The organism is Paenibacillus sinopodophylli (genome assembly GCF_005930355.1).
Lineage (GTDB): Bacteria > Bacillota > Bacilli > Paenibacillales > Paenibacillaceae > Pristimantibacillus > Pristimantibacillus sinopodophylli.
On sequence record NZ_VDBO01000004.1, the window covers coordinates 98,524 to 122,038 of the forward strand.

Below are 23,515 nucleotides of genomic sequence, written 5' to 3' on the forward strand. Positions count from 1 at the left end.
GGTTTTCTCGTGGTCTCTACCCTAAATATGCTGTTAAGACGACTATAACAGTAAATTGTTTTCGCAATGTTAGGGTAGTATGAAGTATATGTGAAGCTGAATTACTTGGAAACCGAATCAAACCATTCGTTTACTTCCGTCGTAATTTGGTCGCCGCCATTTGCTTTCCAGTTCGAAACAAAAGTGTCGAATGCGTCGATCGGCAATTTGCCATAAATGATTTTGTTGAAGGTTTCCAGCTCCGATTGACGAAGCAGACTCCACTTCGTAATCATGGTAGGCGTCGCCGCTCCTGTAAAATAGTTCTGCTTGCGAATATCGATTTGTGACATCACGACTTTCGCAGAATACCAGTTCTCCGGCTTGCGGAATTCAGCTGTCTGTTTCTCATAAGGCGTTACAGCCGCTTCACCGTCTGCAAGCTTAACGAGCGTTTTCATATAAAGATCAGGAATACGTGCTGGACCTGTAATAAACGCAAACTCATTATTATAGTCTTTAATTTTGTCCTTGTTGTTCGTTGGCTGTCCGTCTACCTCATCCCAGTCATAGCCTTTCGCGAAGCCATATTCGTAAGCTCCACCAGCCACGGGGTTAGCCAAGTTGTCCAGCAAGTAATTGTAGTAGATGAAGAATGCTTCTGGGTGCTCTGCATCCTTGTTAATCATAAAGCTGCTGTTCACGCCAGAGTTCTGCCATTTCGTTCCGATTGCGCCGTCAGGACCTGCAGGAATCGGATAGGCTTTGTACTTCGAGCCTGCTACGTTTTTAAGCAAATCCGGTGCCGGCCAGTCTGGTACCCAGTTCGCACCAGGCAGAACGCCCGCTTTCCCGTTTGTCCAAATCTCAGCTGTCTTGCCCTCATCCCATAGAGCGGCATCCGGGTGAATATAACCTTTATCCATCCATTCCTTCAGCTTGGCAAGTGCTTGCTTCGCGCCTGGATTAACAGAGCCATACTCCAGGTTGCCGTCTGCATCCTTGTTCCATTGCTCTTCCACTGCACCATATGCACCGAAGAGCCAGTCGAGCGAGCCCATCCATGTATTTGTGTTATTTTTCAAAGAGATTGCAAGCGGATAGACATCCTTAGCAGCTAGTCCATCTGGATTCTCGTTTTTGAATTTGTCTAGAATGTTATCGAGGTCCGCAATCGTCTTAGGTGCTTCAAGATTTAGCTTCTCCATCCAATCCTCACGCAGCCACAATAGCGTGTCATCGTTGTCGGTATATTCTAGAATCGGCACATTCCATTTCTTGCCGTCCTTCGTGAAAGGATACCAAAGCTCAGGATGCTGCGCAGCGTGGTCTTTCCACGTTTGATTCGCATACTTGTCGAACAGCTCGTCAATCGGCAGGAATTGTCCGGAGTCGATAAGCTGGTTCGTTAAGATCGAGTCTGTCGGTACGAATACGAAATCCGGCAGCTTCTCACCCGAAGCGATTGCCAATTGAAGCTTCTGCTTGTATTGATCATTGCCTGCCGGATACCAAGTATCCTTATGCTTCATGCCGAACTGCTCCAGCATCCAGCGGTCGTGGACATTGTTTTCCTTGCTGTCACCGTTCGTATATTTGCGCGGCATGATGACCGTACTGATATCAATCGGCGGATCATATTTGCCTTTGGCGAACGCTGCATCAGATTCCGACGAAGTTCCTGTATTCGAGCCGGTATTTGACGTTCCTTTATTCTCATCCTTGCCGGCATTCCCGCTGCATGCGCTGACGACAAACGCCATCGCTACGAGCAGTACTAATGCTTTTCTAAGTTTGTTCATGTTTCAGTCCCCTTTGAAGTAAGATGATCACATAAGCTACTTTACCAATCAGCAGGGGATATCATCTATATGACTTTGTTAGTTTCCATAGGACTCTGTCATGTTGTTAAGAACCAATCCGATAATCCTGCGGCGTCACGCCGAACTGACGTTTGAACACCTTGATAAAGTAAGCCGGCTCCAAATATCCGATTTCTGCGCTGATCTCATAAACCTTCTTATCTGTCGTTTTCAGCAGATGGCAGGCGCGCTCCATACGAAGCCGTGACACGTAATCACTGATCCCTTCGCCGGTTTCGATCTTATAAATTTTGGACAAATGGGTCGTATGCAGGTTAACATGATCGGCAAGTGCACGCAGTGAAACGTCCAGATGCAGGTTCTTTTCGGTGAAAGATTGCACCTTCTTCACATAATGGGAACGAATGTCGTTCACCTCATTCGCTGTTCCTTCCTTCAGCTTGCCAAGCCCCGCCATCGTCCAATTACGCAGCTTGCCAATCGTAGCGAAGGCTTCCCCGCTCTGCAGCAGCTCCATATCCTCGCCTAACAATTGCTCCAGCTTATGACCGTTTCGGTGCGCATAATGCGTATAAGCAGAGGCAATCATAAAGCCTGCCTCCATGCAATGCTCCCAGGAATCCGACCATTTGAGATCAAGCTCCTCGAATACTTGCTGCAGCTTCTCTTCAAGCGTATCCCAGCGCCCGGCCTCCAGCAAATTGCTAATGGTCGGCGGACTATGGATCGTATCCAAAGCGCCTTCGGATACATTTTGCTCCAAGTCGCTGACGCGCATCACAAACTCACGTTCATCGCCAACAATTTGGCGGAAGGCGGATGCCGCTTTTCGATAAGTGTCGGCAATCTGCTCAGGAAAGCGGAACGGCTCCGTAATGACGATCGAGAGCGAGCCTTTCAAATACTGCTTAACCTTGGCCTGCAGCTGCACGGCCAGCTTCTCAAGCAGCATCTCCTTCTTCGTCTCCGGCGACTCGTCCTTGAGCTGAAGCAGAAAAGCCAAATACCCATGCTCCTCCCTGACACCCCACACCTCCGTGAACTCGCCGAATATCTCTTCCGCTATATTGATAATCGCATATTCCATCAGTTGCTGCCCGTTGTTCCGATATTGGCCAAATTCCTCTTCAAGTCGAACGAGCAGCAAGGCGCAATCTCCGAAACGGATTGGCAGATTGTAGTTTTCCAGCTTTCGGCTCCACTCATCGGCTGGCATCTTCGCTCCTCTTAGCGCATCCAGCAGAAGCTGTCCGCGCAGCAGCGGCAAATTTTCACGCAGCGCATATTCCGTACGCTCATGGGAGCTGATGCTCTCCCATTCTGCCTTCAATTGCTCGATAGCCGTCTTAACCGCCCCGAACAATTCGTCATCCGTCGGAGGCTTAAGCAAATACTCGACCGCCTTATGGCGCAGAGCCTCCTTCGCATATTCGAAATCCGAATGACCAGATAAAATAATGCATTTGATTCGTTTGTCGCTTTCCCGAATTTTCTCAATTAGCTCGATCCCGGTCATTTCCGGCATGAGAATATCCGAAATAACAATATCAATCGGCTGCGTTTCTATGATTTGCAGCGCTTCCCGCGCAGAGTACGCTTTGTGTACCTGTTCAATGCCGAGCGTATGCCACGGCTTGTGCATCGATAAATTATCTACCCAGTGTGCTTCGTCATCAACGATGATCATTTGCATGTTGTGTTTCCCCTTTTATGTGAAGTTGATGGCTTGGCTCTTCCTGAACAGGCATCTGCCAGATGATCTCCGTTCGGAAGCCTCCGAGCGGCGATTTAGTGAAATGCAAGCAGGAACCATCCCCAAACTGATGCATAATGCGCTGGTTCGTATTCCATAAGCCGCAGCCCATTTCCTCCTGCAGCGGCTCCTTCATTTTGCGGTTAAGCGCCTCCTGCTGCTCCGGTCTCATGCCGGGTCCGTCATCGTCGATATATATTTTGCAAAAGCCTTCCGACACCTCACCCCTAATTCGAATCTCTCCCGACGAATAGGTTTTGGCGACGCCATGAATGACAGCATTCTCTACTACGGGCTGGATCAGCAAACGCGGCACCTGCTGCTTCAGCATCTCATCCGGAATATCGATCGTGTAGTAAATCCGCTCATTGCGCAGCTTCTGAATGTCCAAATAATTGACGATTAGCTTAATCTCTTCCTCAACGGAACCCGTCTGTCGTTCCATCCGCGTCGTATAGCGGTAATAAGCGCTCAAGTTGTACGCCATTGACACAACCGCTTCCTGCTCCTTCATCTGGGCCATATTAATAATATAGCCTAGGCAATTGTAGAGAAAATGAGGATTAATCTGCGCCTGAAGCTGCTTCAGCGTAGCTTCTCTTGCCCGCAGCTTCTCCCCCAGCACCTTCTCAACCAAGTCCTGAATTTGCCGCGACATTTCGTTGAATCGATAGAAAAGAAACGCAAATTCATTGCTTGCCTTCTCTTTGATTTGAACAGAGAAATCGCCGCGCTGTACGCTCTGCAAGCCTCGAATCAGCTTAATAATGGGACGCTGTACATTGCGATAGAGCAGCACCGATGCAGATATGCCAACCGCAAACAGTAAGGCCATCGACAAATAAAATAAATTTCGGCTGAACGACATCGGGCCGAGCATCTGATCTAGCGGTACACTATCAACTAGATACCAACCAAGTTGCGGCGACTTAACCGCACTTACCAAGTAGTTTTTGTCCCCCAATCGAACAACCTCTTGCTCCGTTCCATCCAGCTGTTTGCCGTCCAGAAATCCAATCAGCTCGCTCACAAGCTCCTTGGAAGCGCTTCGATTCAGAATCGGTGCCTCGCCGTGGCGATAAAAGATCGGATCGCCTTGTCCACCTGATTTGTACGTATCCAGCATATTCTCGATATTCTCATGGCCAAAGCTTGCTTGTACGACGAGATTGCTGCCTTTGAGCACGCCTTGATGTCCGAAGGAATCGGTATAAAACCAATGGAAGGATCGCTGGCCATCTGGCACGTTCTCCCTGCCGTCTCCGTAGGTCCATTCTCCCGTCATATTGTCGTTCAAATAAGCTTCGTCGTATGTGATCGTATCCTTGCTGTTGGATATCGCTTCTTTATTCTGCTGCGAATAAACCGTATACGTGACGGGCCAAATGTTCGTAATCCCTGATTGCAGCATCATCTTCTCCTGCACAACGTATTTCGTCTGCATGCGGTCGTAAAGATCATCCCATATGTTTAAGCCGTTGAATTTCTCAACGTTTGGATCCTTGGAGAACGTAATGACGAAATCGATCGTTTGATTGATTCGTGAGTCAATCTGGCTCGATAGAAAAGAGAGCTGCTTCATATTCGAGCCTCTAAGCTCCTTGCTAATCGTATTTGTTGCGATTTCATTGGAATACGTGAATAAGATGATGATCGGAATGAACAAGACCAGAATCAATATATTCATTTTCGCAAAAAGACTGTACCTCGGCCCTATCTTCTTTCTCACATATGCTGCACTTTGGCGTAGTACCATATTCCGATCCTCCCCGCGCTGATCTGCCTAACAAAAACCTATGAATCCTAACATTGTCTTATAGTTTCGTGCAGACGCACTTTGTTACTATTTATATCAGGGTTTCAAGTGTTACACAAATATGATTTTACGGAAAGGGAGAACTATGGACTCTAATACCCTATTGCAACCAAACCCTAAAGCTGCTCGGAAATCGAAAAGGAACAGCGGCTACAAACAGCCTTGGATGCTACACCTCATGGTGCTTCCGGCCGTTTTGCTGGTCTTCATTTTTTCTTATCTACCTATGTCTGGACTTCTGATGGCCTTTCAGGATTATAAAGCTGGACTCGGCATATCCGGATCGCCTTGGGTTGGGCTGAAGCATTTCCGCTATATGCTTGAGAACGAATATTTTCTGCAAATTACGTGGAATACGTTATTTTTTGCCTGCTCCAAAATTATTATGAATTTGGTTATCCCATTTATTTTTGCCTTATTGCTTAACGAGGTGCGGAATATGGGACTTAAACGTTCCATCCAAACACTCGTTTATTTGCCTCACTTTCTTTCCTGGGTTACGCTATCCGGCATTCTGATCGACGTGCTTGCCCAGACTGGCCTTGTCAATCAATTTCTCTCGAGTGTATTCGGCATTAAGCCGATCTTCTTCCTCGGAGACGGCTTCTGGTTCCGGTTCACGATTATATTCAGCGATGTATGGAAGGAATTCGGCTTCAATACGATTATTATTCTCGCGGCGCTTGCCGGCATTAATCCAGCCTTATATGAGGCAGCCGAGGTCGATGGGGCAAATCGGATTAAGCAGACGATGCATATCACGATTCCAGCGCTTATCCCGATTCTTATCGTTGTCGCAACGCTTGCGCTTGGCAACGTGCTTAACGCCAATTTCGACCAAGTGTTCAACCTATACAGCCCGCTCATCTATCAGCAGGGTGATATTATCGACACCTTCGTCTACCGTGAAGGCTTGCTAAGCGGACAATTCAGCTTCGCAACGGCTGTCGGCTTCTTCAAGTCACTGATCAGTTTAATTCTTATCGTAATCTCATACCGTCTAGCCTATAAATTCGCCGGCTACAGGATCTTCTAGAAAGGGTGACCGCTCATGTATCACAAAACCGTATCCTACCGACTTTTCAGCATCTTTAACAATGTGCTGCTCACCGTCATCTCGATCGTCTGTTTGCTGCCGCTCTATCATTTGCTGATGGTATCGTTAAGCTCTTCCGCTCCGGCGAATGCCGGACTGGTTACGTTCTGGCCAGTAGGCTTCACTTTTGAGGCGTATGCCAAAACGTTCGAGAACGCCAACTTTCTATCCTCGCTCTGGGTATCGGTACAGCGTACTGTGCTCGGAACAGTACTTGCTATGGTTATCAATGCGGTAGCGGCTTATGCCTTATCGAAGGACACGCGTGTCTTCCGGGCAAGAAACATCTACCTCTGGTACTTCGTTGTGACGATGCTCTTCAGCGGCGGACTTATCCCAGGCTACATTCTCATTCTCAAGCTTGGTCTAATGAATACGCTAATGGCCCTTATTCTTCCAGTAACGGTATCGGTTTATAACTTGATCCTGCTGCTCAACTTCTTCCGCACTGTGCCCAAGGAGCTTGAAGAAGCAGCCTTCATTGACGGGGCCAACCATTTGCGAAGCTTTGTATCCATCTACTTGCCTATCTCCATGCCGGCGATTGCCACCATTTCCTTGTTCACGATGGTTATGCATTGGAATGCTTATTTCGATGGTTTGATCTATATCAAGGAATCGATGGATCTGCCGCTTGCCAGCTTCCTCCAGACGGTTATCGTACAGGCGGATATGACCAAGTTCGATCCATCCATCGTTGCGAACAAATCACAGCGTACGCTTAGAGCTTCGCAAATTTTTATCGGCGCCTTGCCTATCCTGCTCGTGTATCCGATCCTTCAACGCTATTTCGTCAAAGGTATCGTCATCGGAGCAGTTAAGGAATAGCAGCAGCCAATCATCAAATCGAATGAACACACTTATATCATACAGAGAGGTTGCGAACAACATGACGAAACAAGCTGAACGTAACGAGCTGCAATCAGAGCTGCAAACTAATCAACCATCCAAACAGCAACAAGGCTCAAGCGTATCTTTGCCTGATTTACTTGCACAAATGACGCTGGACGAGAAAATTGCCCAGCTGATTCAATTAGCCGTTCCTTTCTACGAAGGAGCAGTGGACGCTGGCCTAATTACTGGTCCTATGGAATCGCTCGGCATTACAGAGGATACGGTTCGCAATAGCGGCTCCGTTCTCGGAATGGCTGGCGCAGCGGATACGATTAACGTACAGCGCATCCATCTGCAGAACAACCGACTTGGCATTCCTTTGCTTATGATGGCCGATATCGTACACGGATTCAAAACGATTTTCCCAGTGCCGCTTGCGATTGGCTGCTCTTGGGATTTGGAGCTTGCAGAACGCAGTGCTGAGATTGCTGCTAAGGAAGCGGCTGTATCCGGCGTTCATGTTACGTACGCACCCATGGTTGACCTTGTTCGCGACCCGCGCTGGGGGAGAGTCATGGAATCGACTGGAGAAGATCCTTACCTGAACGCCGAGTTCGCGCGAGCATTCGTCCGCGGTTTCCAAGGCTCCGATCTCGCGGGTGATCATGACAGAGTAGCGGCATGTGTGAAGCATTTTGCCGCTTATGGTGCAGCTGAAGGCGGGAGAGACTACAATACGGTCGACCTGTCGGAACGCCAGCTTCGTGAGTTTTATCTGCCAGGCTACAAAGCAGCGCTCGATGAAGGCTGCGAGATGGTCATGACCTCGTTCAACACGGTCGATGGCATTGCCGCGACAGGCAACGCCAAGCTAATGCGCACGTTGCTCCGCGAGGAATGGGGCTTCGACGGCATACTCATCTCCGACTGGGGAGCGGTTAAGGAGCTGATCGCGCACGGAATCGCAGCAGATGAATCTGAAGCAGCAGCTAAGGCATTGAAGGCTGGAGTGGACATCGAGATGATGACCTCCTGTTATGCGAAGCATCTCTCTGAATTGGTTGAGCATAAAGAAGTAGAAGAAGCTTTGATTGACGAAGCCGTTATGCGTATTCTAACGCTGAAGCAGAAGCTTGGCTTGTTTGAGAACCCGTACCGCGCAGCTGATCCTGAGCGCGAGAAAGAGATCGTATTCTGCGATGAGCACCGCGAAGCGTCGCTCGACTTAGCCGTTAAATCATGCGTTCTGCTCAAAAACGAAGGTGTATTGCCCCTTCAGCGGAATCAGCGGATTGCAGTAATTGGTCCATTCGCTCGAAGCGGCGATCTGCTTGGACCATGGTCATGGACAGGCTCTCATGACGCTGTTGTTCGTTTGGCAGACAGCATCAAGAACAAGTTAAGCCCAGAAAGCGGGCTGCTAGCAGCCGAAGGCTGCGGCATCGAAACGGCAACGGATGCGGAGTGGGAAGAAGCACACGCTGCCGCAGAGGCCTCCGATGTCATTGTCCTTGCGCTTGGCGAGCATTCCGATATGAGCGGCGAAGCCGGCTGCCGAGCGAACATTCAGCTGCCAGCAGTTCAACTGGAATTGATTCGTAAGCTCCGTACACTAGATAAACCAATCGTTGTCGTCCTCTTCAATGGACGTCCGCTTGATCTGCATGGGGTGTATGAAGAAGCTGATGCCATTCTAGAAGCTTGGTTTCCAGGAAGCGAAGGCGGTAATGCTGTAGCGGAATTACTATTCGGAGATGCTAATCCATCAGGTCGCTTGACAATGTCCTTCCCTTTCAGCGTTGGACAAGTGCCTGTCTATTACAATGCATACAACACCGGACGCCCGCAAGGCGCGGCGGATGCGCAAGTCCGCTACGTCTCGCAATATCTCGATATTCCGAATGAGCCGCTGCTGCCTTTCGGCTTCGGTCTTAGCTACACGCAGTTTGAATATAGTGAAATGCGAATTTCCTCGAACCGGATGGTTATCGATCAGCCTCTTGAGGTTCATGTAACAATAACCAACAGCGGCAGCGTCGCAGGCGTAGAAACAGTCCAGCTATATGTCCGCGACTTGGCGGGCGAGGTTGTACGTCCGGTCAAGGAGTTGAAAGCTTTCCGCAAGGTGACACTTCAGCCAGGCGAGACGCAAAAAATCGTATTTACACTGTCGGAGCCTCAGCTTCGTTATTATCATTCCGACCTAAGCCATTCTAGTGATGCTGGTGAGTTCAAGGTTTTCGTCGGACCGAACAGCAAACAGACAACTGCACTCTCTTTCCATTTGGTGAAGTAGATGGGTTGAATGGAAAGCTGATTGAATGGATATGCTGATTAACCCGAGCTTCGTAATAGGGTTGCCTAAGAAGTCAGTAAAAGCTGACTGTTGGACGCCCCATTACGAAGCTCGCATGTTTGTCTAACGGACAAAATGAAGGGTTAGAAGCTAAAAATAAACCTTTCTTCGTTTTAATGGACATCCCAGCTCCTTAGACGAAGATTAGCGTATGAAAAACAAGGAAAATGTGTTGTAATCAGCCCTCATGTCCATTAACCAGAACAACTCTCGCTTTTCAGCCGCTAAACCACACTCATATCCGTTACTTCCTACGAACACAAACGGATACAGTTGTAATCGTAGGGGAACGAGGCGGCATGGTGTTCCGTACGTTCGCAAACGGTAGAATAATTTTGTTTACAAAGCAATAACCACATACTGAAGCAAGCTAAAACAAACAACCAACATGCCATTGCGGCGTGTTGGTTGTTTGCCTTTATATGTGATGAATTGTCAGTGGAATAAGTGGAATCCGTATCGTCTATTCCGCTGCTGTCTTCGCCTCGCCCTTCTTCTCATAAACTCGGTACAATACAAAACCAAACAGCATCCCGACGAATGACATAGCTGAGATCGTCAAATACAGTGTCTTCGCGCCAAACAAATCATAGATGGAGCCGCCCACATAAGAAGCTAAAATGCCCGATACCCCAAAGAACAGCAGCGCAAGCACCGTCTGGCCTGTCGCTCTCCATTCAACCGGCACGATTCGGTAAAGATATTGTATAGCGGCAGAGTAGAATACAGGGAACGTCAGCAGCTGCAATATTTGCAAATAGGCCAGCGTATTCGGATCTGTAATCCAAGCTGAGATAAAAAAGCGCAGGAAAAAAAATGCCGCCGCTATAGATATCAGCAGCATCTCCTTGCCTTTGCGAAGCCACCAGAAGCTTAGCGCGAACACTAGAATTTCGCTGCCTGCCGCCAAGAAGAAGGCTAACCCAACTAGCTCCGGCGCTCCCCCAAGCTCACGGATGTAAATGCCGAGAAATGTATCGTTCATCCGAGCCGGTACAGCGCAGACAAATATTAATGTAAGAAACAGCAGCGTCTTCTTGTTGCTTACGAATTGCTTCAGGCTGCTTAATGTAACAGGCTTGCCTGTTACCGGAACATCCGGCATCATCCAGCTGATCACAAAGCTGATCACACCAATCGTAACAAACAGTAGTGCGAGACTGTTCGCCCCGAAATAAGACATCACGTAGCCCGTGAGCAGCGAGGTTACCGCGTAGCCTAACGCGCCGTAAGTACGAATGGAACCGTAGCTGACGCCTGCCTGCTCTGAGATCGAGAAGTTCAAGCTTTCAATCAACGGGTCAATCGGCATTAATACGAAATACAGCAGCATCGCAAACACGATAAGCAGTATGAAGCTGCTAGAGCTGTAAAGCAAATACCCCATGATGCTGGAAATGACCAGCAGCAACAGCAGTATTTTACGAATCGTCTTCTTGCGGTCGCTTATAATGCCCCACAAGGGCTGAGTAATGATGGTAACAAAGCCGCCAGTACCAATAATGAATCCGATTTGCGCAGGCGTAAGGCCCTGCTCGTCCAGGTAGACGGGAAGAAACGTAATAAACATCGAAAGCAGAGCAAAATAAAGAAAATTAAAGCTCCGCAGCAGTTTTATGGCTGGCATAAAATGATGACTCCTCGCTGTTATTGAATCGGTCGTGTACGACATTCGGCTTCCAATAAGTTCGATGGCCGAATTTATATAGTATAACAGATAAACCATCCGAATCTAACCGATTATCCTCATACACACAGCAGTAAGCCTAACATTGAGCATTTTCTCAAAATATGCTACCGTAAACCTATTAAACGACTTACAGAATAAGGATAATAGGAGGCATACATTTGAAAAGCTCCATTCCCGCGCAATCAGCTCAAAAAACGGTGACTGCGACGCAGCAAACTCTTGCCCCCTCTTCAGCCCGCCCTATGCAGCTTGCAGCCTCTCCCTCCGGAACCAGCACAACTGCTCAACTCCTACAGCTTCAGCGAATAGCAGGCAATAGAGCCGCACGTCAATTCATGACTGCCCAGTCTTCATCAGCTCCCATTCAAAGGATGGAAGAGGAAGACGTAACAACGAGATCCGATCAAACAAAGTTGAAAAAGCTAAGGAAAAAGTTTGGGGAAGTGCTGGGGTTCCGTTCCACACTCTACCATTCCAACGACATAACGTTTGAAAAATTATTCGAACGTGCCACTGACCTTAATCATTTGGACAGCTTGATTGACGAAACGGTTAAGACAGCCGAGAGCAAATTAGCATCCAAAACCGCAATAACTAAAACGGATGAGCCAGAACCTCCGCCAGTTCCTGAAGTGAAAGAAGAAAAGAAGGAGCTGGTAGTCACCCCACCCCAAAAAGTAAAAAAGAAAAAAACTCAGAAGATAGATATCACCTCAAGTTTTTTCAGCAGCGCACCAAGAACCGTCCAAGAGCCGGTGGACTATCAGGGCATTGTGACGAATCAGCTCCTTAATGCTTGGATTACGTCGAAGCCCGCTGCTGCAACGATTACGGAACAAAGCATATCCGTAAGCGCTGAGACCGTATATATCTATGCCACTGTGCGGATTCCGGATCTTTCCTTACCTCAATTACCTCGAGTAAATGTATACGACATCGAGATCCATTACCATCCGGTACCTACATCTACCAACTATCTTCATGTCAAGAAGAGTGCAGGCTCCGATGCCGGAAATAGAATTGATTCAAGCTCTTGGTTACTTCCAAGAGGAACTGCGTCGCTCCGCGATGCAGTCAGTCAGTGGAACGAGGCCAATCCAAGTAGAAAATCTTCTCATAAATGGTAGACCCTCTCTCTCCAGTACTTATTGGACGCTACCGAGCCCTTCAGACTCCCTTCAGCATAGCAAAGAGGACCGACGAATCGTCGATCCTCTTTGCTATGCACGCTACCTAATCCTATTTTCGGTCGCTCGGCTTCGTCATAATCCATGCATGATCCGAATCATTGGTGAACTTCCAAGCACGGGTAGGTCCCGCCATAACATTCAAATAATACACTTCATAGCCTGGAGGCGCGGATACTGGGTGGTAGCCTTCCGGCACAAGCACCGTTTCTCCGTCTTTTACAATTAAAGTTTCATCCAGAGAACGGTCATCGGTATAGACCCGCTGCACAGCAAAGCCCTGCTCCGGCTGAACATGGTAGTAATAGGTTTCTTCGAGCAGCGATTCCTCCGGCATAGCGTCACGATCATGCTTATGAGGCGGGTAGCTTGACCAATGACCTTCCGGTGTGATGACTTCGACAACTAGCAGGCTGTCAGCAGGCTCGCTCTCCGGCAAAATATTGTAAATCTGCCGCTCCAGATTGCCGTAGCCGCGTGTTTCTTGCGCGGACGCGGACGGAGCGATGAGACGCGCTTTGAAGCTGCCTTTGCCAGGCGCACTGCATATCGCAAGCTCCACGGAAGTAGTCGCTGTCACTTCGAAGCTGTCCCCATTCGGAACGTATACAGCGTAAGGAGGCTTCTTCTCGAATACACTCATGCGCTCTCCAACATTCGCCAAGCTCAGCTCCTTCGTAGCGACATCTGCGATGCCAGAGAGGAGCACCAGACAATATTCCAGCTCGCCGGTGTCACGCTTCAATATTTGTCCCGCTTCCAGCTTAGCTACCTCGAATCCAACATATTCCCAGCCTGCCGATGCAGGTGTAACAGACAGGACAATACCATCCTGATTCGGGCTTGATGGTTTGACAATAAGTTTAGACATGGCTCTCCAACCCTTCTGCTTCCTGCTTCAATTGCACAGCCTCGCTGATCCGTACGGGACGGCCGAGCTGATGCGATAGCTTCGCTGCTAGTGCAATCGTCTCTGCTTTGACGCCATCCTCCCCAGAAACCGGAAGCGACTGACCATTCGTTAGACATTCCACAAATTGCTTGGTTTCATCAATATAAGCCTCATTATAGCGTTCAAGGAAAAAATGAAGCGGTTTGTCTCGTATAACACCTTCGGCTGAGCTAACCTCCGCCGTGTTCGGGTGGTCATTGCTTGCCGTAACGCTGCCCTTGGAGCCGAATACCTCTACGCGCTGATCATAACCGTAAGCGGCTTGACGGCTGTTGTCGATGACGCCAAGCGCCCCGTTCTCGAATCGAAGCGTCACAATGGCCGTATCGACGTCGCCATATTTGCCAAACACAGGATCGATCAGAACGCCGCCTTGTGCGTAGACCTCCGTAACCTCGCTACCTGTCAGGAAGCGCGCCATATCGAAATCATGGATCATCATATCCATAAAGATTCCACCGGATACCTGGATATACGCCTCAGGCGGCGGATTCGGGTCGCGAGAGGTAATCTTAATAATATGAGGCGTACCGACAGAGCCAATCAGCACATGCTCGCGCACGCGCTTGAAGTTATGATCGAACCTGCGATTAAAGCCAATTTGCAGCTTAATTCCCGCTTCCTCTGCAGCCTGAACCGCTTCTTCTGTCCGCTTAATATCCATACTAAGCGGCTTCTCGCAGAACACATGCTTGCCTGCCTTTGCCGCTTCTTTAATTAATGGGACATGCGTATCCGTTGAGGAGCAGATAAACACCGCATCGATCGACGGGTCATTTATAATTTCGGAGCTGTCCTTGGTTACTTTCTCAATTCCCCGTACACTTGCCCATTCTATCAGCTCAGGGCCAGCGAACAAATCGCTGACTGCCTTGATTTGCACCTGAGGCAGACGGAGCAGATTGTCGGCATGGATCTTGCCGATGCGTCCCGCTCCGATAATGCCAATCGTTATTTTGTCCGCCATCCCGTTATACCTCCCGATTTGCTTGGCCTATATCATCTCGAAGCCAGTCTCTTACCAGCGTGCTGGCAGTTCCTTACCAGCGTGCTGGCAGTTCCTTACCAGCGTGCTGGCAGTTCCTTACCAGCGTGCTGTCACCATTTTCTTACGAGTGTAGAATTCAACGCCGTCCGTGCCGTTTGCGTGAAGATCACCGTAGAACGATTTCTTCCAACCCGAGAATGGGAAAAATGCCATTGGTGCCGGTACGCCTAGATTGATTCCGAGCATGCCTGCGTCAATCGTCTCGCGGAATTGGCGGACGCTGCTGCCGTTCGTTGTGAACAAGCAGGCACCATTGGCGAAATCAGACTCGTTCGCAATCGCAATCGCATCCTCCAGCGTCGCTGCGCGAACGACTGCAAGCACAGGAGCAAATATCTCATCCTGCCAAATTTTCATGCCGCGTTCGACATTATCGAATATCGTCGGCCCAACAAAATATCCTTCTCCATCAACAGCCGTATCCTTGCGTCCGTCGCGTACGAGCAAGGCTCCTTCCTTCTCGCCTGTTTCAATATAATGAAGCGTTCTTTCCTTATGAGCACCGCGAATGACTGGGCCGAGGAATACATTTTCTGTCATACCATTACCAATCGTAATCCCATTGGCCGCTTCGGTAAGCTTACCGACAAGCGTATCGGCTACATCGCCAACCGCTACAACAACCGCACAAGCCATGCAGCGTTCGCCAGCCGATCCGAAGGCTGCGCTCACGATTTCTTTGACAGTCAGATCCAGATTAGCGTCAGGAAGAACGATAGAGTGGTTTTTCGCGCCAGCGAGCGCTTGTACACGCTTGCCGTTCGCCGTTCCCGTTTTATACACATACTCTGCAACAGGCTGCGAACCAACGAATGATACGCCTGCAATGTCCTTATGCTCAAGAATGCCATTCACAACATCACGCGCTCCATGCACGATATTAAGCACGCCAGCAGGAAGTCCCGCTTCCGCGAACAGCTCCGCAAGTCGTTCTGCAAGCAAAGGCGTGCGTTCCGACGGCTTCAACACGAAGGTATTGCCGCATGCGATGGCAAGCGGGAACATCCAGCAAGGCACCATCATCGGGAAGTTAAACGGGGTAATTCCGCCGATTACACCGATCGGATAGCGGTACATACCCGATTCAATATTGGAAGCAATATCGGGCAATTGCTTGCCCATCATCAGATTCGGAGCGCCAGCAGCAAACTCCACGCATTCAATGCCGCGCAGCACCTCTCCATAAGCTTCATTGTAGCTTTTGCCATTCTCTCTCGTGATGAGCTGAGCCAGCTCCTCCCAATGATCAACGAGCAGCTGCTGATATTTGAACAGCACGCGCGCGCGTTTCGGAACCGGTGTTTTGCTCCAGCCTTGGAAAGCAGCTTTTGCTGCGATAACCGCTTTGTCGACATCCTCTTTCGTTGATAGAGGGACATGCGCAATCGTTTCCTCCGTTGCCGGATTAACAACCGCCTCTACTGCAGAGGTTGAAGCCTCCACCCATTCTCCGCCGATCCAATTTTTTAATGTTTTTGCCATTTTGTCGCTCTCCTTTCGCCTTATGAAGCTGTAATTTCACCGCGCTCACAGCGCTGGATATAATCATTGACTTGGTCAGTTGTTGGCATTGCGTCCGAGCAGCTGTGGCTCGAAATAACGATGCAGGCAGCCGCGCTGCCATATTCCATACTTTTCTCCAGCGTCCAGCCTTGCATCACCCCGTATAGGAAACCAGCTGCGTACGAATCGCCTGCTCCGAAGGTTTTGATAACCTTCGCTGGATAGCTCTTGGCCCGATGCTCTGAGCCTTCCTTCGTATAAGCGATGGAGCCTTCCTTGCCGTGCTTGATAATCGCCAGCTTAGCCGAATAGCTGAACCACTTTGTTGCCGTCACCCGGTCATCATGCTCGGGATTGTTTTCAAACATCTCCATTTGGTCGAACTCTTCGCGCGTACCGATGAGAATATCGCATTTCTCCGCCGCTAGATTATAGTAAACAGCTGTTTCCTCAGCAGATTTCCATGTGTAAGGACGGTAATCCAGATCAAATGCGATAACAGCTCCATGTTTCTTCGCATATTCAAGCGCTTGGAATACCGCCTCCCGTGAAGGGCTTTGAGCCAAAGCCGTGCCTGAGATCAGCAGCAGCTTCGTCTGAGCGATCAATTGCTCGCTTACTTCCTCCGGTCTCAGCAGCAAATCAGCGACGTTATCACGGTACATAAGAATACTGCACTCGGACGGGCTTTTAATTTCGGTAAAAGCAAGCCCTGTTACTGCACCGGTCTTATCTACTTTGACACTCGACGTATCAATGCCTTCGCGCTGCAAGTAGCTGGAAATGAATCTGCCCATTTGATCATCAGCAATTTTTCCGATAAAAGCCGTCTTCTGTCCGAGTCTCGACATCCCGATTGCAATGTTCGCAGGCGAGCCGCCGACATATTTGGTGAAGGTCATCGTCTCTTCCATCGGACGGTTAATTTCATTCGCATTCAAATCTATACATAAGCGTCCAATCGCTGTAAAGTCGAATTTCTTGCCGCTTGGGAAATTTACATGCTGCATGCTTCTGCCTCCTTTATGTGATGTTCAAGGATTTCAAATACTTCAAAGCTTGCTCTGCATACTCATATGCGGGATGCTCAGCAGGGTCCTGCTCGCCTTCGAGCATCGCCCACCCGCTATAGCCACGACTCACGAGCTCCTTGATGATCGGCTCGAAATCGATGCAGCCATCGCCTGGAACGGTGAACACGCCGTTGCGGATGCAGCTTACGAAATCGGCTTGCTCGCCGCGCGAGCGATCCAGCACATCTGGCCGAATATCTTTGAGATGGACATACGCGATTCTGTCATAATGCTTGCGCAGAACAGCCAACGGATCAGCACCGCCGTAATAAGCGTGGCCCGTATCAAACAGCAGATAGACGAGCGATGGATCAGTCAGCTCCATCAGCTTGTCGATTTCCTCCGGACTTTCAATAACCGTACCGCCATGATGATGATAGGTCAGCTTCAGACCATATTCCTGAGCGATAGCGCCTGCCGCATTCAGTCCTTCAGCAAGGCTCTTCCAGCCTGCTTCGTCAAGACAAAGCACTTCTTTCTCATTCGGAGTCCGCCGCACATCGAAATGCAGAGAGCCTCCGCCCTCACAGGTGCTGATGACCTTACTGCCCATTCCCTGCAAATATTTGGCGTGAGCGCGGTATGCAGCAAGCTCAACATCGCGATAGCTCGGATCAGAGAACAATACGGTCTTCCACTGTGAGGTTAAGCTGATGCCGCGCTTTGACAGCTCCTGCATAAGCACCTCTGGATCAGTCGGAAACCTACAGCCCATCTCCGTGCCAGTCAGACCCAGCGCCTGAATTTCATCTACAATTTGCTCGAATGTTGTATGCTCCCCATGCTCCTTGACGTCCTCGCCTACCCAGTTGATAGGATGAATGCCCAGCTTGAAAGGAAAGTTACCCATCAGTGATTTCTCCTTTTACCCTCGTTTAGATGAGATGTACCGATTCAATCGTATCCTTCATTTCCTTGTGAGCCTGCGTGACCTTCTCGCTGACAGACACTTCAGGCACGCCCACATTCCACCATGATTCATAGCCAGCCGTATTCGTACCTGGTACGACTGGAATTTCAATTAATGTCGTTCCTTGCTCATTCTTCGCTTGGCGAATCGCTTCTCTCAGCTCTTCAGCCGTTGTTGCTTTATAAGTCGCAGCCCCCATGCTCCGTGCATGTGCCGAGAAATCGATTGGCATATAGCTGCCCGTTAACGTACCGGATTGACCAGAGCGGAATCGGAACTCATTGCCGAAGCCATCGCTGCCGTGACCTCTCTGCAAATTGTGAATGCATTGATAGCCGTGGTTATCAAGCAGAAGCACCGTAATTTTGCGTCCCTCCTGAATGCTCGTAACAAGCTCGGAATGAAGCATCAGATAGCTGCCGTCGCCGAGTATCGCATAGACATCCTTATCCGGCTCAGCAAGTGCCGCACCGAAAGCTCCGCTAACCTCATAACCCATGCAGGAAAATCCGTATTCCATATGGTAGGTTTTTGGCAGGGCCGAGCGCCATACGCGATGAAGGTCACCTGGCAGGCTTCCCGCTGCGCAAACGATAATATCAGACTCGCCTAAGCTCTCGTTAATTACGCCAAGCGCTCTCGTCTGAGCAAATCCGTCTTCGTGCTCAGCAGCGTACAAGCGATCTACTTCGGCATCCCATTGCTGCTTGAGTGCTGCAACCTCAGATTGTGCATAGTCCGTACGATAGCTGCGCTCGGTCAGCGCGAGCTGAAGTGCTTGCAAACCGACTTGCGCATCGCAAGTGAGCGATAAGCCGCTCAGCTTATGAGAGTCAAATGCACTTACGTTCAAATTGACGAATTCAACATCTTCGCTGCGGAAAGCAGATTTCGAGGCTGTCGTGAAATCCGAATACCGCGTACCAACACCAATAATGAGATCGGCCTCTGCTGCAAGGCGATTAGCCGCTAATGTACCCGTAACGCCGACAGCTCCCGCATTCAGCGGATGGTTCCATGGCAGCGAGCTTTTTCCCGCCTGCGTCTCCGCTACAGGAATGCCGAACGCCTCGGCGAACGCTGCCAGCTCCTTCATCGCATTCGAATACAGCACGCCTCCACCAGCAATAATGAGCGGCCTTTTCTTCTTCCCGATTAATCCGGCCGCACGCTCTAATGCTTCCGGTGCAGGCTGGCGGCGATCCAGGTAATGAACTTTTTTATCGAAAAAGGATTCCGGATAATCGAACGCTTCCGCCTGAACATCCTGCGGCAATGCCAACGTGACTGCTCCAGTCTCCGCTGGGTCCGTCAGCACGCGCATCGCTTGAATACCTGCTTGCATGAGCTGCTCCGGACGCACGATGCGATCCCAATATTTGCTTACAGGCTTGAAAGCGTCTACAGCCGAAATCGTATAATCTGACGCAACCTCCAGCTGCTGCAGTACAGGATCGGGATGCCTCGATGCAAAATTATCTCCCGGAAGCAGCAGCACTGGAATCCGGTTGACTGTCGCCGTGGCAGCAGCCGTTACCATGTTCAATGCGCCAGGTCCGATAGAAGACGTGCACGCATAGATTTGAAGCCGATTTTTTTGCTTCGCGAAAGCGGTTGCAGTATGAACCATGCCTTGCTCGTTTTTCCCTTGCATGAACGTCAGTTCTCCAGGGCTGCGTTCAAGCGCCTCTCCTAGACCCGTTACGTTGCCATGTCCGAAGATGCCTATAACACCCTTTACAAACTTTGATTCCACTCCGTCTACAGATACATATTGGTTGTCTAGAAAACGAAGTAATGCTTGAGCCATCGTTAACCGGATTTTATTCATATTTAGCAACCTCCATCAGTAGGTGTAGCGCTTAACTTAATGAGGTTAAGCGCTTAATTGACCTTAATATACACCAAATTGATGGGTCCGGCAATCTTTTTATTTTGCAGCCAACAACAAATAGAGGATCAGCAAGCAGGAGCCTCCTCCTCTAGCCGATCCTCTATTAAGCAGAGCATGTATACTACCGTTTGCTTGCTGTCGATTGACGAATGACAAGCTCCGGCTGAAGGACAACCCGATGGTCACTTTTCTCACCCGACTCCAGCATCTCGATCAATGCATCTACCGCAAGCTGTCCCATTTCCTTTGTTGGCTGGGCAATTGTTGTAAGTGGAGGATCTGTCAGTTCCGCCAAAATCGTGTTATCAAATCCGATAATGGATATGTCCTCTGGTACTCGCAAGCCTAACTCCTTCGCAGCTTTGAGTGCGCCAATAGCGAGCAAGTCATTACAGCAGAACAGCGCCGTAGGCGGATTAGAAGCGCGCAGCAGTTCCGCTGCTTGCACTTTGCCGTCTTGTACCAATTCATCTCCGCAAATCCGAATCATGCCGTCACCCATTTGCAGACCGGCCTCGTTCCACTTGGATACAAAACCTCTAATCCGTTCCCTGCTGCTGCTGACTTCCTCACTCTCTGCCAATATGCCTACACGGGAATGGTTCTGATCAAGCAGATGACTCGCCGCCAAGCCTCCCCCGCAATAGTCGTCAATAATGACTGTCTTAGCTCCAAGATTCGCCTCGCGGGCAATGACTACGACAGGCACCTTGCCTTTCATCAAGCTCGTAAGTGTGCTTTTGTTCGCAATTCCGGTACCGATTATCATCCCATCTACACGCTTCTGCTGCATGAGGGACAAATATCGCTCTGCCCGCTCCTTCTTATTATCTGTACTGCATATAAATAGGCTATAGCCCAGATGATGGCTCTGATCCTCAACGGCGCGTGCAATTTCAGCAAAAAAGGGATTGGATATGTCCGGCACAAGAAGACCTAGCGTAAAGGTTTTCTTTCCCGTCAATGCAGATGCAATGACACTTGGCTGATAATTTAGCCTCTCCATGACCTGCGTAATTTCTTGCCTGCGCTGCTCGCTTATTTTGCCTTTTCCGTTAATGACTTGAGATACTGCCGCAATGGATACGCCAGCCTCCCGAGCCACATCGTATATCGTCATTTTCATTCATATTCCTCATTTAACGGTCGTATAGGTTTCCCCTCATTATGAATAGCACCTGCTGAATTTGCAAGACTTTAGCACTAACGATTGGAAGAAACACCAGACGGCGTCCTTCCCATAGTCGCCATCGTTTCAGCGAAACGTATAGAGAAAGGATGAGCAAACTCATATCCTTTCCTATACGTCAAGAAAAAACGCCTTCCCATCATGTGTGGAGTCGGCGTCTCTTCGTTATTTGCGGCGAGCTTTGGCTATTCTGGAATAAATAATGATTGTTGCAACAAGCATGGCAATGAAGCCTAAGTTTTCCGCAGCGTCGGGGGTCATCCCGAATAATTTGCAAAGATTCGTAATGAAGCTCTTCACAAGCAGCGCGACCACAATAAGGAAGATCGGCCGTATAAAATTAAATTTTCTCAACTTCTGTTACACTCCTGCCATAGATGAAATGGGATCTCTCCATCTATTATCAGCGCATGTAATCGCTTAACGGGAGCTCCTAATGAAAACATACCAGTTTTGCTGCAAATAGTCCAACCCCTTATGCTCTAAACCCTTGGAAAAATGCGAGATTCATAACGACGAGCCTGCTTCAACCTACGTTTCTTGAATATTGAAACAAAAAAGCTGCCCCTCACCATCTGAGATGATGAAGGACAGCTTTCGTTAAATCATTTATTTCTTGAAAATGCCAAACGGTGCGCCTACAGGCAAGAAACTGCGTCCGAAATGAGCGTTCAGTACCGATGCGCCACTTCCGTAGAAGGATACGATTGCGATACATAGCTCCGCATATGCAGCCATTGTATGGAATACATTCGGCGCAACGCCAAATGCGTCAAAAGTAAGACCAAGGAATAAAAAATCAATGAGAATGAAAATAATAAACAATACTTTATTCGCTTCCATAGCGCCTATGGTCATGAAGAGTGTAAAGATCAGATAACCTAGAAATGCGAATCCAAGCTGCTTGCCGTCTGCATCTGCTTGCAGAATGGTTCCGAACACGCCTAGCTTGATCATCCAGCTGCATGCGACAGCGAGCCAGAAAAATGCATATGCCCCAAAAGCTGTCGTACCGAATGTATTGTTTCGTTTGGAATCTTGAATACAAGCGAACAATTGAGCGAAAGCGCCCAAGAAAATAGCCCATGGAATAACTAAGCTATAGCCGTCAGTAATTCCTAACTTCTGTGAAGAAGCGACAAGTGTTACCATAGCCAAACCGAATAAGCCAAGCGCACTCGGGTCAGCGTTAACAATCTTTACTTGCTGTGTTTGAATCGTTTGCGATGTCATAGATGCCTCCATTGGAATAAAATAATACATTGTCCTTGCCGAAGCAGCGACATAATATTATAGCAACAATGAAGACATATTTCAATATACTTGTTCTAATGCTCATAAAAGCGTGATCAAGTTAAGCAGGTTTCTTTACACCTGTTTCCGCGAGCGGAAACAAGCATATATAATGATTAGAAAGAACATATAGATGCCGCATGTGACCAAAACGTTAGTAACACTTGAAAATAACTGATCACCCATAAAGGCAAATACAAACATGATGGGGATTTTTCCAATTAAGGTAGCAAGAACAAAATTTCCAATGGGCATTTGACTAATCGCTGAGGCCGCATTGACAGCCTGAGCGGGTACAAACGGAATAAGCCTGGCCATACATACAGCCATGAACGCATTACGATCGAAGTCGTGCATGAACCGATCCATTCTACTCGATTTCGCTAGAAATGAACGTCCCCAATTTTGCAGAAGGGCTCGTACGATCCAGAATGTAAGAGCGGCAGCTATAGTTGAACTCATTACATTAATCAAGCTTCCCCAAATAGGTCCGTATTGCGCGCCCATCATCGTTGCTATAAAGCCAAATGGGAAAAACGGAATAGTTGCCGTTAGAACTGCAATGCCAATCATCCAAGGGAGACGCTTCATTCCATCTTGAGCGATCCACGATAAAATGGGCTCCTGATTAACTAGTATAGCTGCAATCACTAATGTATAGAGGAGAACAACGATTGCTATTTTCATTACTTTGGATACGTCTCATTGAGAAATGCAACAGAATGGCGAATCATCTGTTTCAACACAGCAACGTCAATGTCCGCTACTTTATTGATATAGACACAAGCTTTTCCTGAGGTGTACTTCCCGAAATGTTGCAGCAGTTCCGCTATTTCGGTATCACCCGTTGCAAAATATAAACTTATTTTTGCTTTTCTTGGCGAGAACCCAGCCAGTGGAGCATCCCCTTCATGCCCCGAATCGTAACGGTAATGATAAGAACCAAAACCAATGATGCTTGGCCCCCACATTTTAGCTGAATACCCCGTCGTTTCTGTAAAAATTTCTAACAGACGATATGCATCTTCGCGCTTCTTCGCATTCTCAATGAGATCAAGAAATTCGATTACGCTATTGTCGGTTTCTTTGGTCTTCTGCTCGTACATCTGTGGTAGCGCT

19 protein-coding genes are annotated in these 23,515 nt (G+C 48.7%); 4 read left to right on the top strand and 15 right to left on the bottom strand.

The window, feature by feature from the left end; genetic code table 11:
* Positions 1–101: 101 nt before the first annotated feature.
* The 3 genes from FGT79_RS17665 to FGT79_RS17675 all read right to left on the bottom strand — a co-directional run bounded on the left by FGT79_RS17665 (position 102) and on the right by FGT79_RS17675 (position 5,311).
* Positions 102–1,781: a type 2 periplasmic-binding domain-containing protein gene (locus tag FGT79_RS17665; RefSeq protein WP_138754151.1), complete on the bottom strand. Its 1,680-nt coding sequence runs from the start codon at positions 1,779–1,781 to the stop codon at positions 102–104.
* Positions 1,782–1,887: 106 nt separating this feature from the next.
* Positions 1,888–3,495, bottom strand: coding sequence for a response regulator (locus FGT79_RS17670; protein WP_138754152.1), 1,608 nt, complete (start codon positions 3,493–3,495; stop codon positions 1,888–1,890).
* Positions 3,476–5,311 carry a sensor histidine kinase gene (locus tag FGT79_RS17675; RefSeq protein WP_246096479.1) on the bottom strand — a complete coding sequence of 612 codons (1,836 nt, stop codon included), beginning with the start codon at positions 5,309–5,311 and terminating at the stop codon, positions 3,476–3,478. Before FGT79_RS17675 ends, FGT79_RS17670 begins: the two co-directional genes overlap by 20 nt.
* Before the next feature lie 145 nt (positions 5,312–5,456).
* Between FGT79_RS17675 and FGT79_RS17680 the strand changes: the two genes are divergently transcribed.
* From FGT79_RS17680 to FGT79_RS17690, 3 genes are all read left to right on the top strand, one after another.
* Positions 5,457–6,407, top strand: coding sequence for an ABC transporter permease (locus FGT79_RS17680; protein WP_138754153.1), 951 nt, complete (start codon positions 5,457–5,459; stop codon positions 6,405–6,407).
* Positions 6,408–6,422: 15 nt separating this feature from the next.
* The gene (locus FGT79_RS17685; RefSeq protein WP_138754154.1) at positions 6,423–7,295 is read left to right on the top strand and encodes a carbohydrate ABC transporter permease; all 873 of its coding nucleotides are present in this window, start codon (positions 6,423–6,425) and stop codon (positions 7,293–7,295) included.
* Between the two features lie 169 nt (positions 7,296–7,464).
* Positions 7,465–9,597, top strand: coding sequence for a glycoside hydrolase family 3 N-terminal domain-containing protein (locus tag FGT79_RS17690; RefSeq protein WP_171056325.1), 2,133 nt, complete (start codon positions 7,465–7,467; stop codon positions 9,595–9,597).
* Positions 9,598–10,120: 523 nt separating this feature from the next.
* On the opposite strand, the gene FGT79_RS17695 is transcribed toward FGT79_RS17690, so the two are convergent.
* A complete protein-coding gene (locus tag FGT79_RS17695) occupies positions 10,121–11,284 on the bottom strand; it encodes an MFS transporter (RefSeq protein ID WP_138754156.1) in 1,164 nt (387 codons plus the stop codon).
* A 221-nt stretch (positions 11,285–11,505) separates the two neighbouring features.
* Here FGT79_RS17695 and FGT79_RS17700 point away from each other — a divergent pair, with 221 nt between their 5' ends.
* Positions 11,506–12,474 (top strand): hypothetical protein, encoded by a 969-nt coding sequence (locus FGT79_RS17700; RefSeq protein WP_138754157.1) that lies wholly within the window; start codon positions 11,506–11,508, stop codon positions 12,472–12,474.
* Between the two features lie 112 nt (positions 12,475–12,586).
* On the opposite strand, the gene iolB is transcribed toward FGT79_RS17700, so the two are convergent.
* From iolB to FGT79_RS17755, 11 genes are all read right to left on the bottom strand, one after another.
* Positions 12,587–13,405 (bottom strand): 5-deoxy-glucuronate isomerase, encoded by an 819-nt coding sequence (gene iolB, locus FGT79_RS17705; protein WP_138754158.1) that lies wholly within the window; start codon positions 13,403–13,405, stop codon positions 12,587–12,589.
* The gene (gene iolG, locus FGT79_RS17710) at positions 13,398–14,453 is read right to left on the bottom strand and encodes an inositol 2-dehydrogenase (protein WP_138754159.1); all 1,056 of its coding nucleotides are present in this window, start codon (positions 14,451–14,453) and stop codon (positions 13,398–13,400) included. Before iolG ends, iolB begins: the two co-directional genes overlap by 8 nt.
* A gap of 117 nt (positions 14,454–14,570) precedes the next feature.
* Positions 14,571–16,016 (bottom strand): CoA-acylating methylmalonate-semialdehyde dehydrogenase, encoded by a 1,446-nt coding sequence (locus FGT79_RS17715; protein WP_138754160.1) that lies wholly within the window; start codon positions 16,014–16,016, stop codon positions 14,571–14,573.
* 20 nt (positions 16,017–16,036) lie between these two features.
* Entirely contained in the window at positions 16,037–17,047 is a 1,011-nt protein-coding gene (gene iolC, locus FGT79_RS17720) for a 5-dehydro-2-deoxygluconokinase (RefSeq protein ID WP_138754161.1), read from the bottom strand.
* Positions 17,048–17,060: 13 nt separating this feature from the next.
* On the bottom strand, positions 17,061–17,960 hold the full coding sequence (gene iolE, locus FGT79_RS17725) for a myo-inosose-2 dehydratase (RefSeq protein WP_138754162.1): 900 nt from the start codon (positions 17,958–17,960) through the stop codon (positions 17,061–17,063).
* A gap of 25 nt (positions 17,961–17,985) precedes the next feature.
* Positions 17,986–19,851 carry a 3D-(3,5/4)-trihydroxycyclohexane-1,2-dione acylhydrolase (decyclizing) gene (gene iolD, locus FGT79_RS17730; RefSeq protein WP_138754163.1) on the bottom strand — a complete coding sequence of 622 codons (1,866 nt, stop codon included), beginning with the start codon at positions 19,849–19,851 and terminating at the stop codon, positions 17,986–17,988.
* 184 nt (positions 19,852–20,035) lie between these two features.
* Positions 20,036–21,040, bottom strand: a complete 1,005-nt coding sequence (locus FGT79_RS17735; protein WP_138754164.1) for a LacI family DNA-binding transcriptional regulator — start codon at positions 21,038–21,040, stop codon at positions 20,036–20,038.
* 228 nt (positions 21,041–21,268) lie between these two features.
* Positions 21,269–21,457, bottom strand: coding sequence for a hypothetical protein (locus FGT79_RS17740; protein WP_138754165.1), 189 nt, complete (start codon positions 21,455–21,457; stop codon positions 21,269–21,271).
* Positions 21,458–21,712: 255 nt separating this feature from the next.
* The gene (locus tag FGT79_RS17745; RefSeq protein ID WP_138754166.1) at positions 21,713–22,336 is read right to left on the bottom strand and encodes an acetate uptake transporter; all 624 of its coding nucleotides are present in this window, start codon (positions 22,334–22,336) and stop codon (positions 21,713–21,715) included.
* 135 nt (positions 22,337–22,471) lie between these two features.
* Positions 22,472–23,083, bottom strand: a complete 612-nt coding sequence (locus FGT79_RS17750) for a TVP38/TMEM64 family protein (RefSeq protein ID WP_138754167.1) — start codon at positions 23,081–23,083, stop codon at positions 22,472–22,474.
* Complete coding sequence (locus FGT79_RS17755) at positions 23,083–23,502, bottom strand: DUF1801 domain-containing protein (RefSeq protein ID WP_138754168.1); 420 nt, start codon at positions 23,500–23,502, stop codon at positions 23,083–23,085. Before FGT79_RS17755 ends, FGT79_RS17750 begins: the two co-directional genes overlap by 1 nt.
* Positions 23,503–23,515 lie beyond the last annotated feature (13 nt).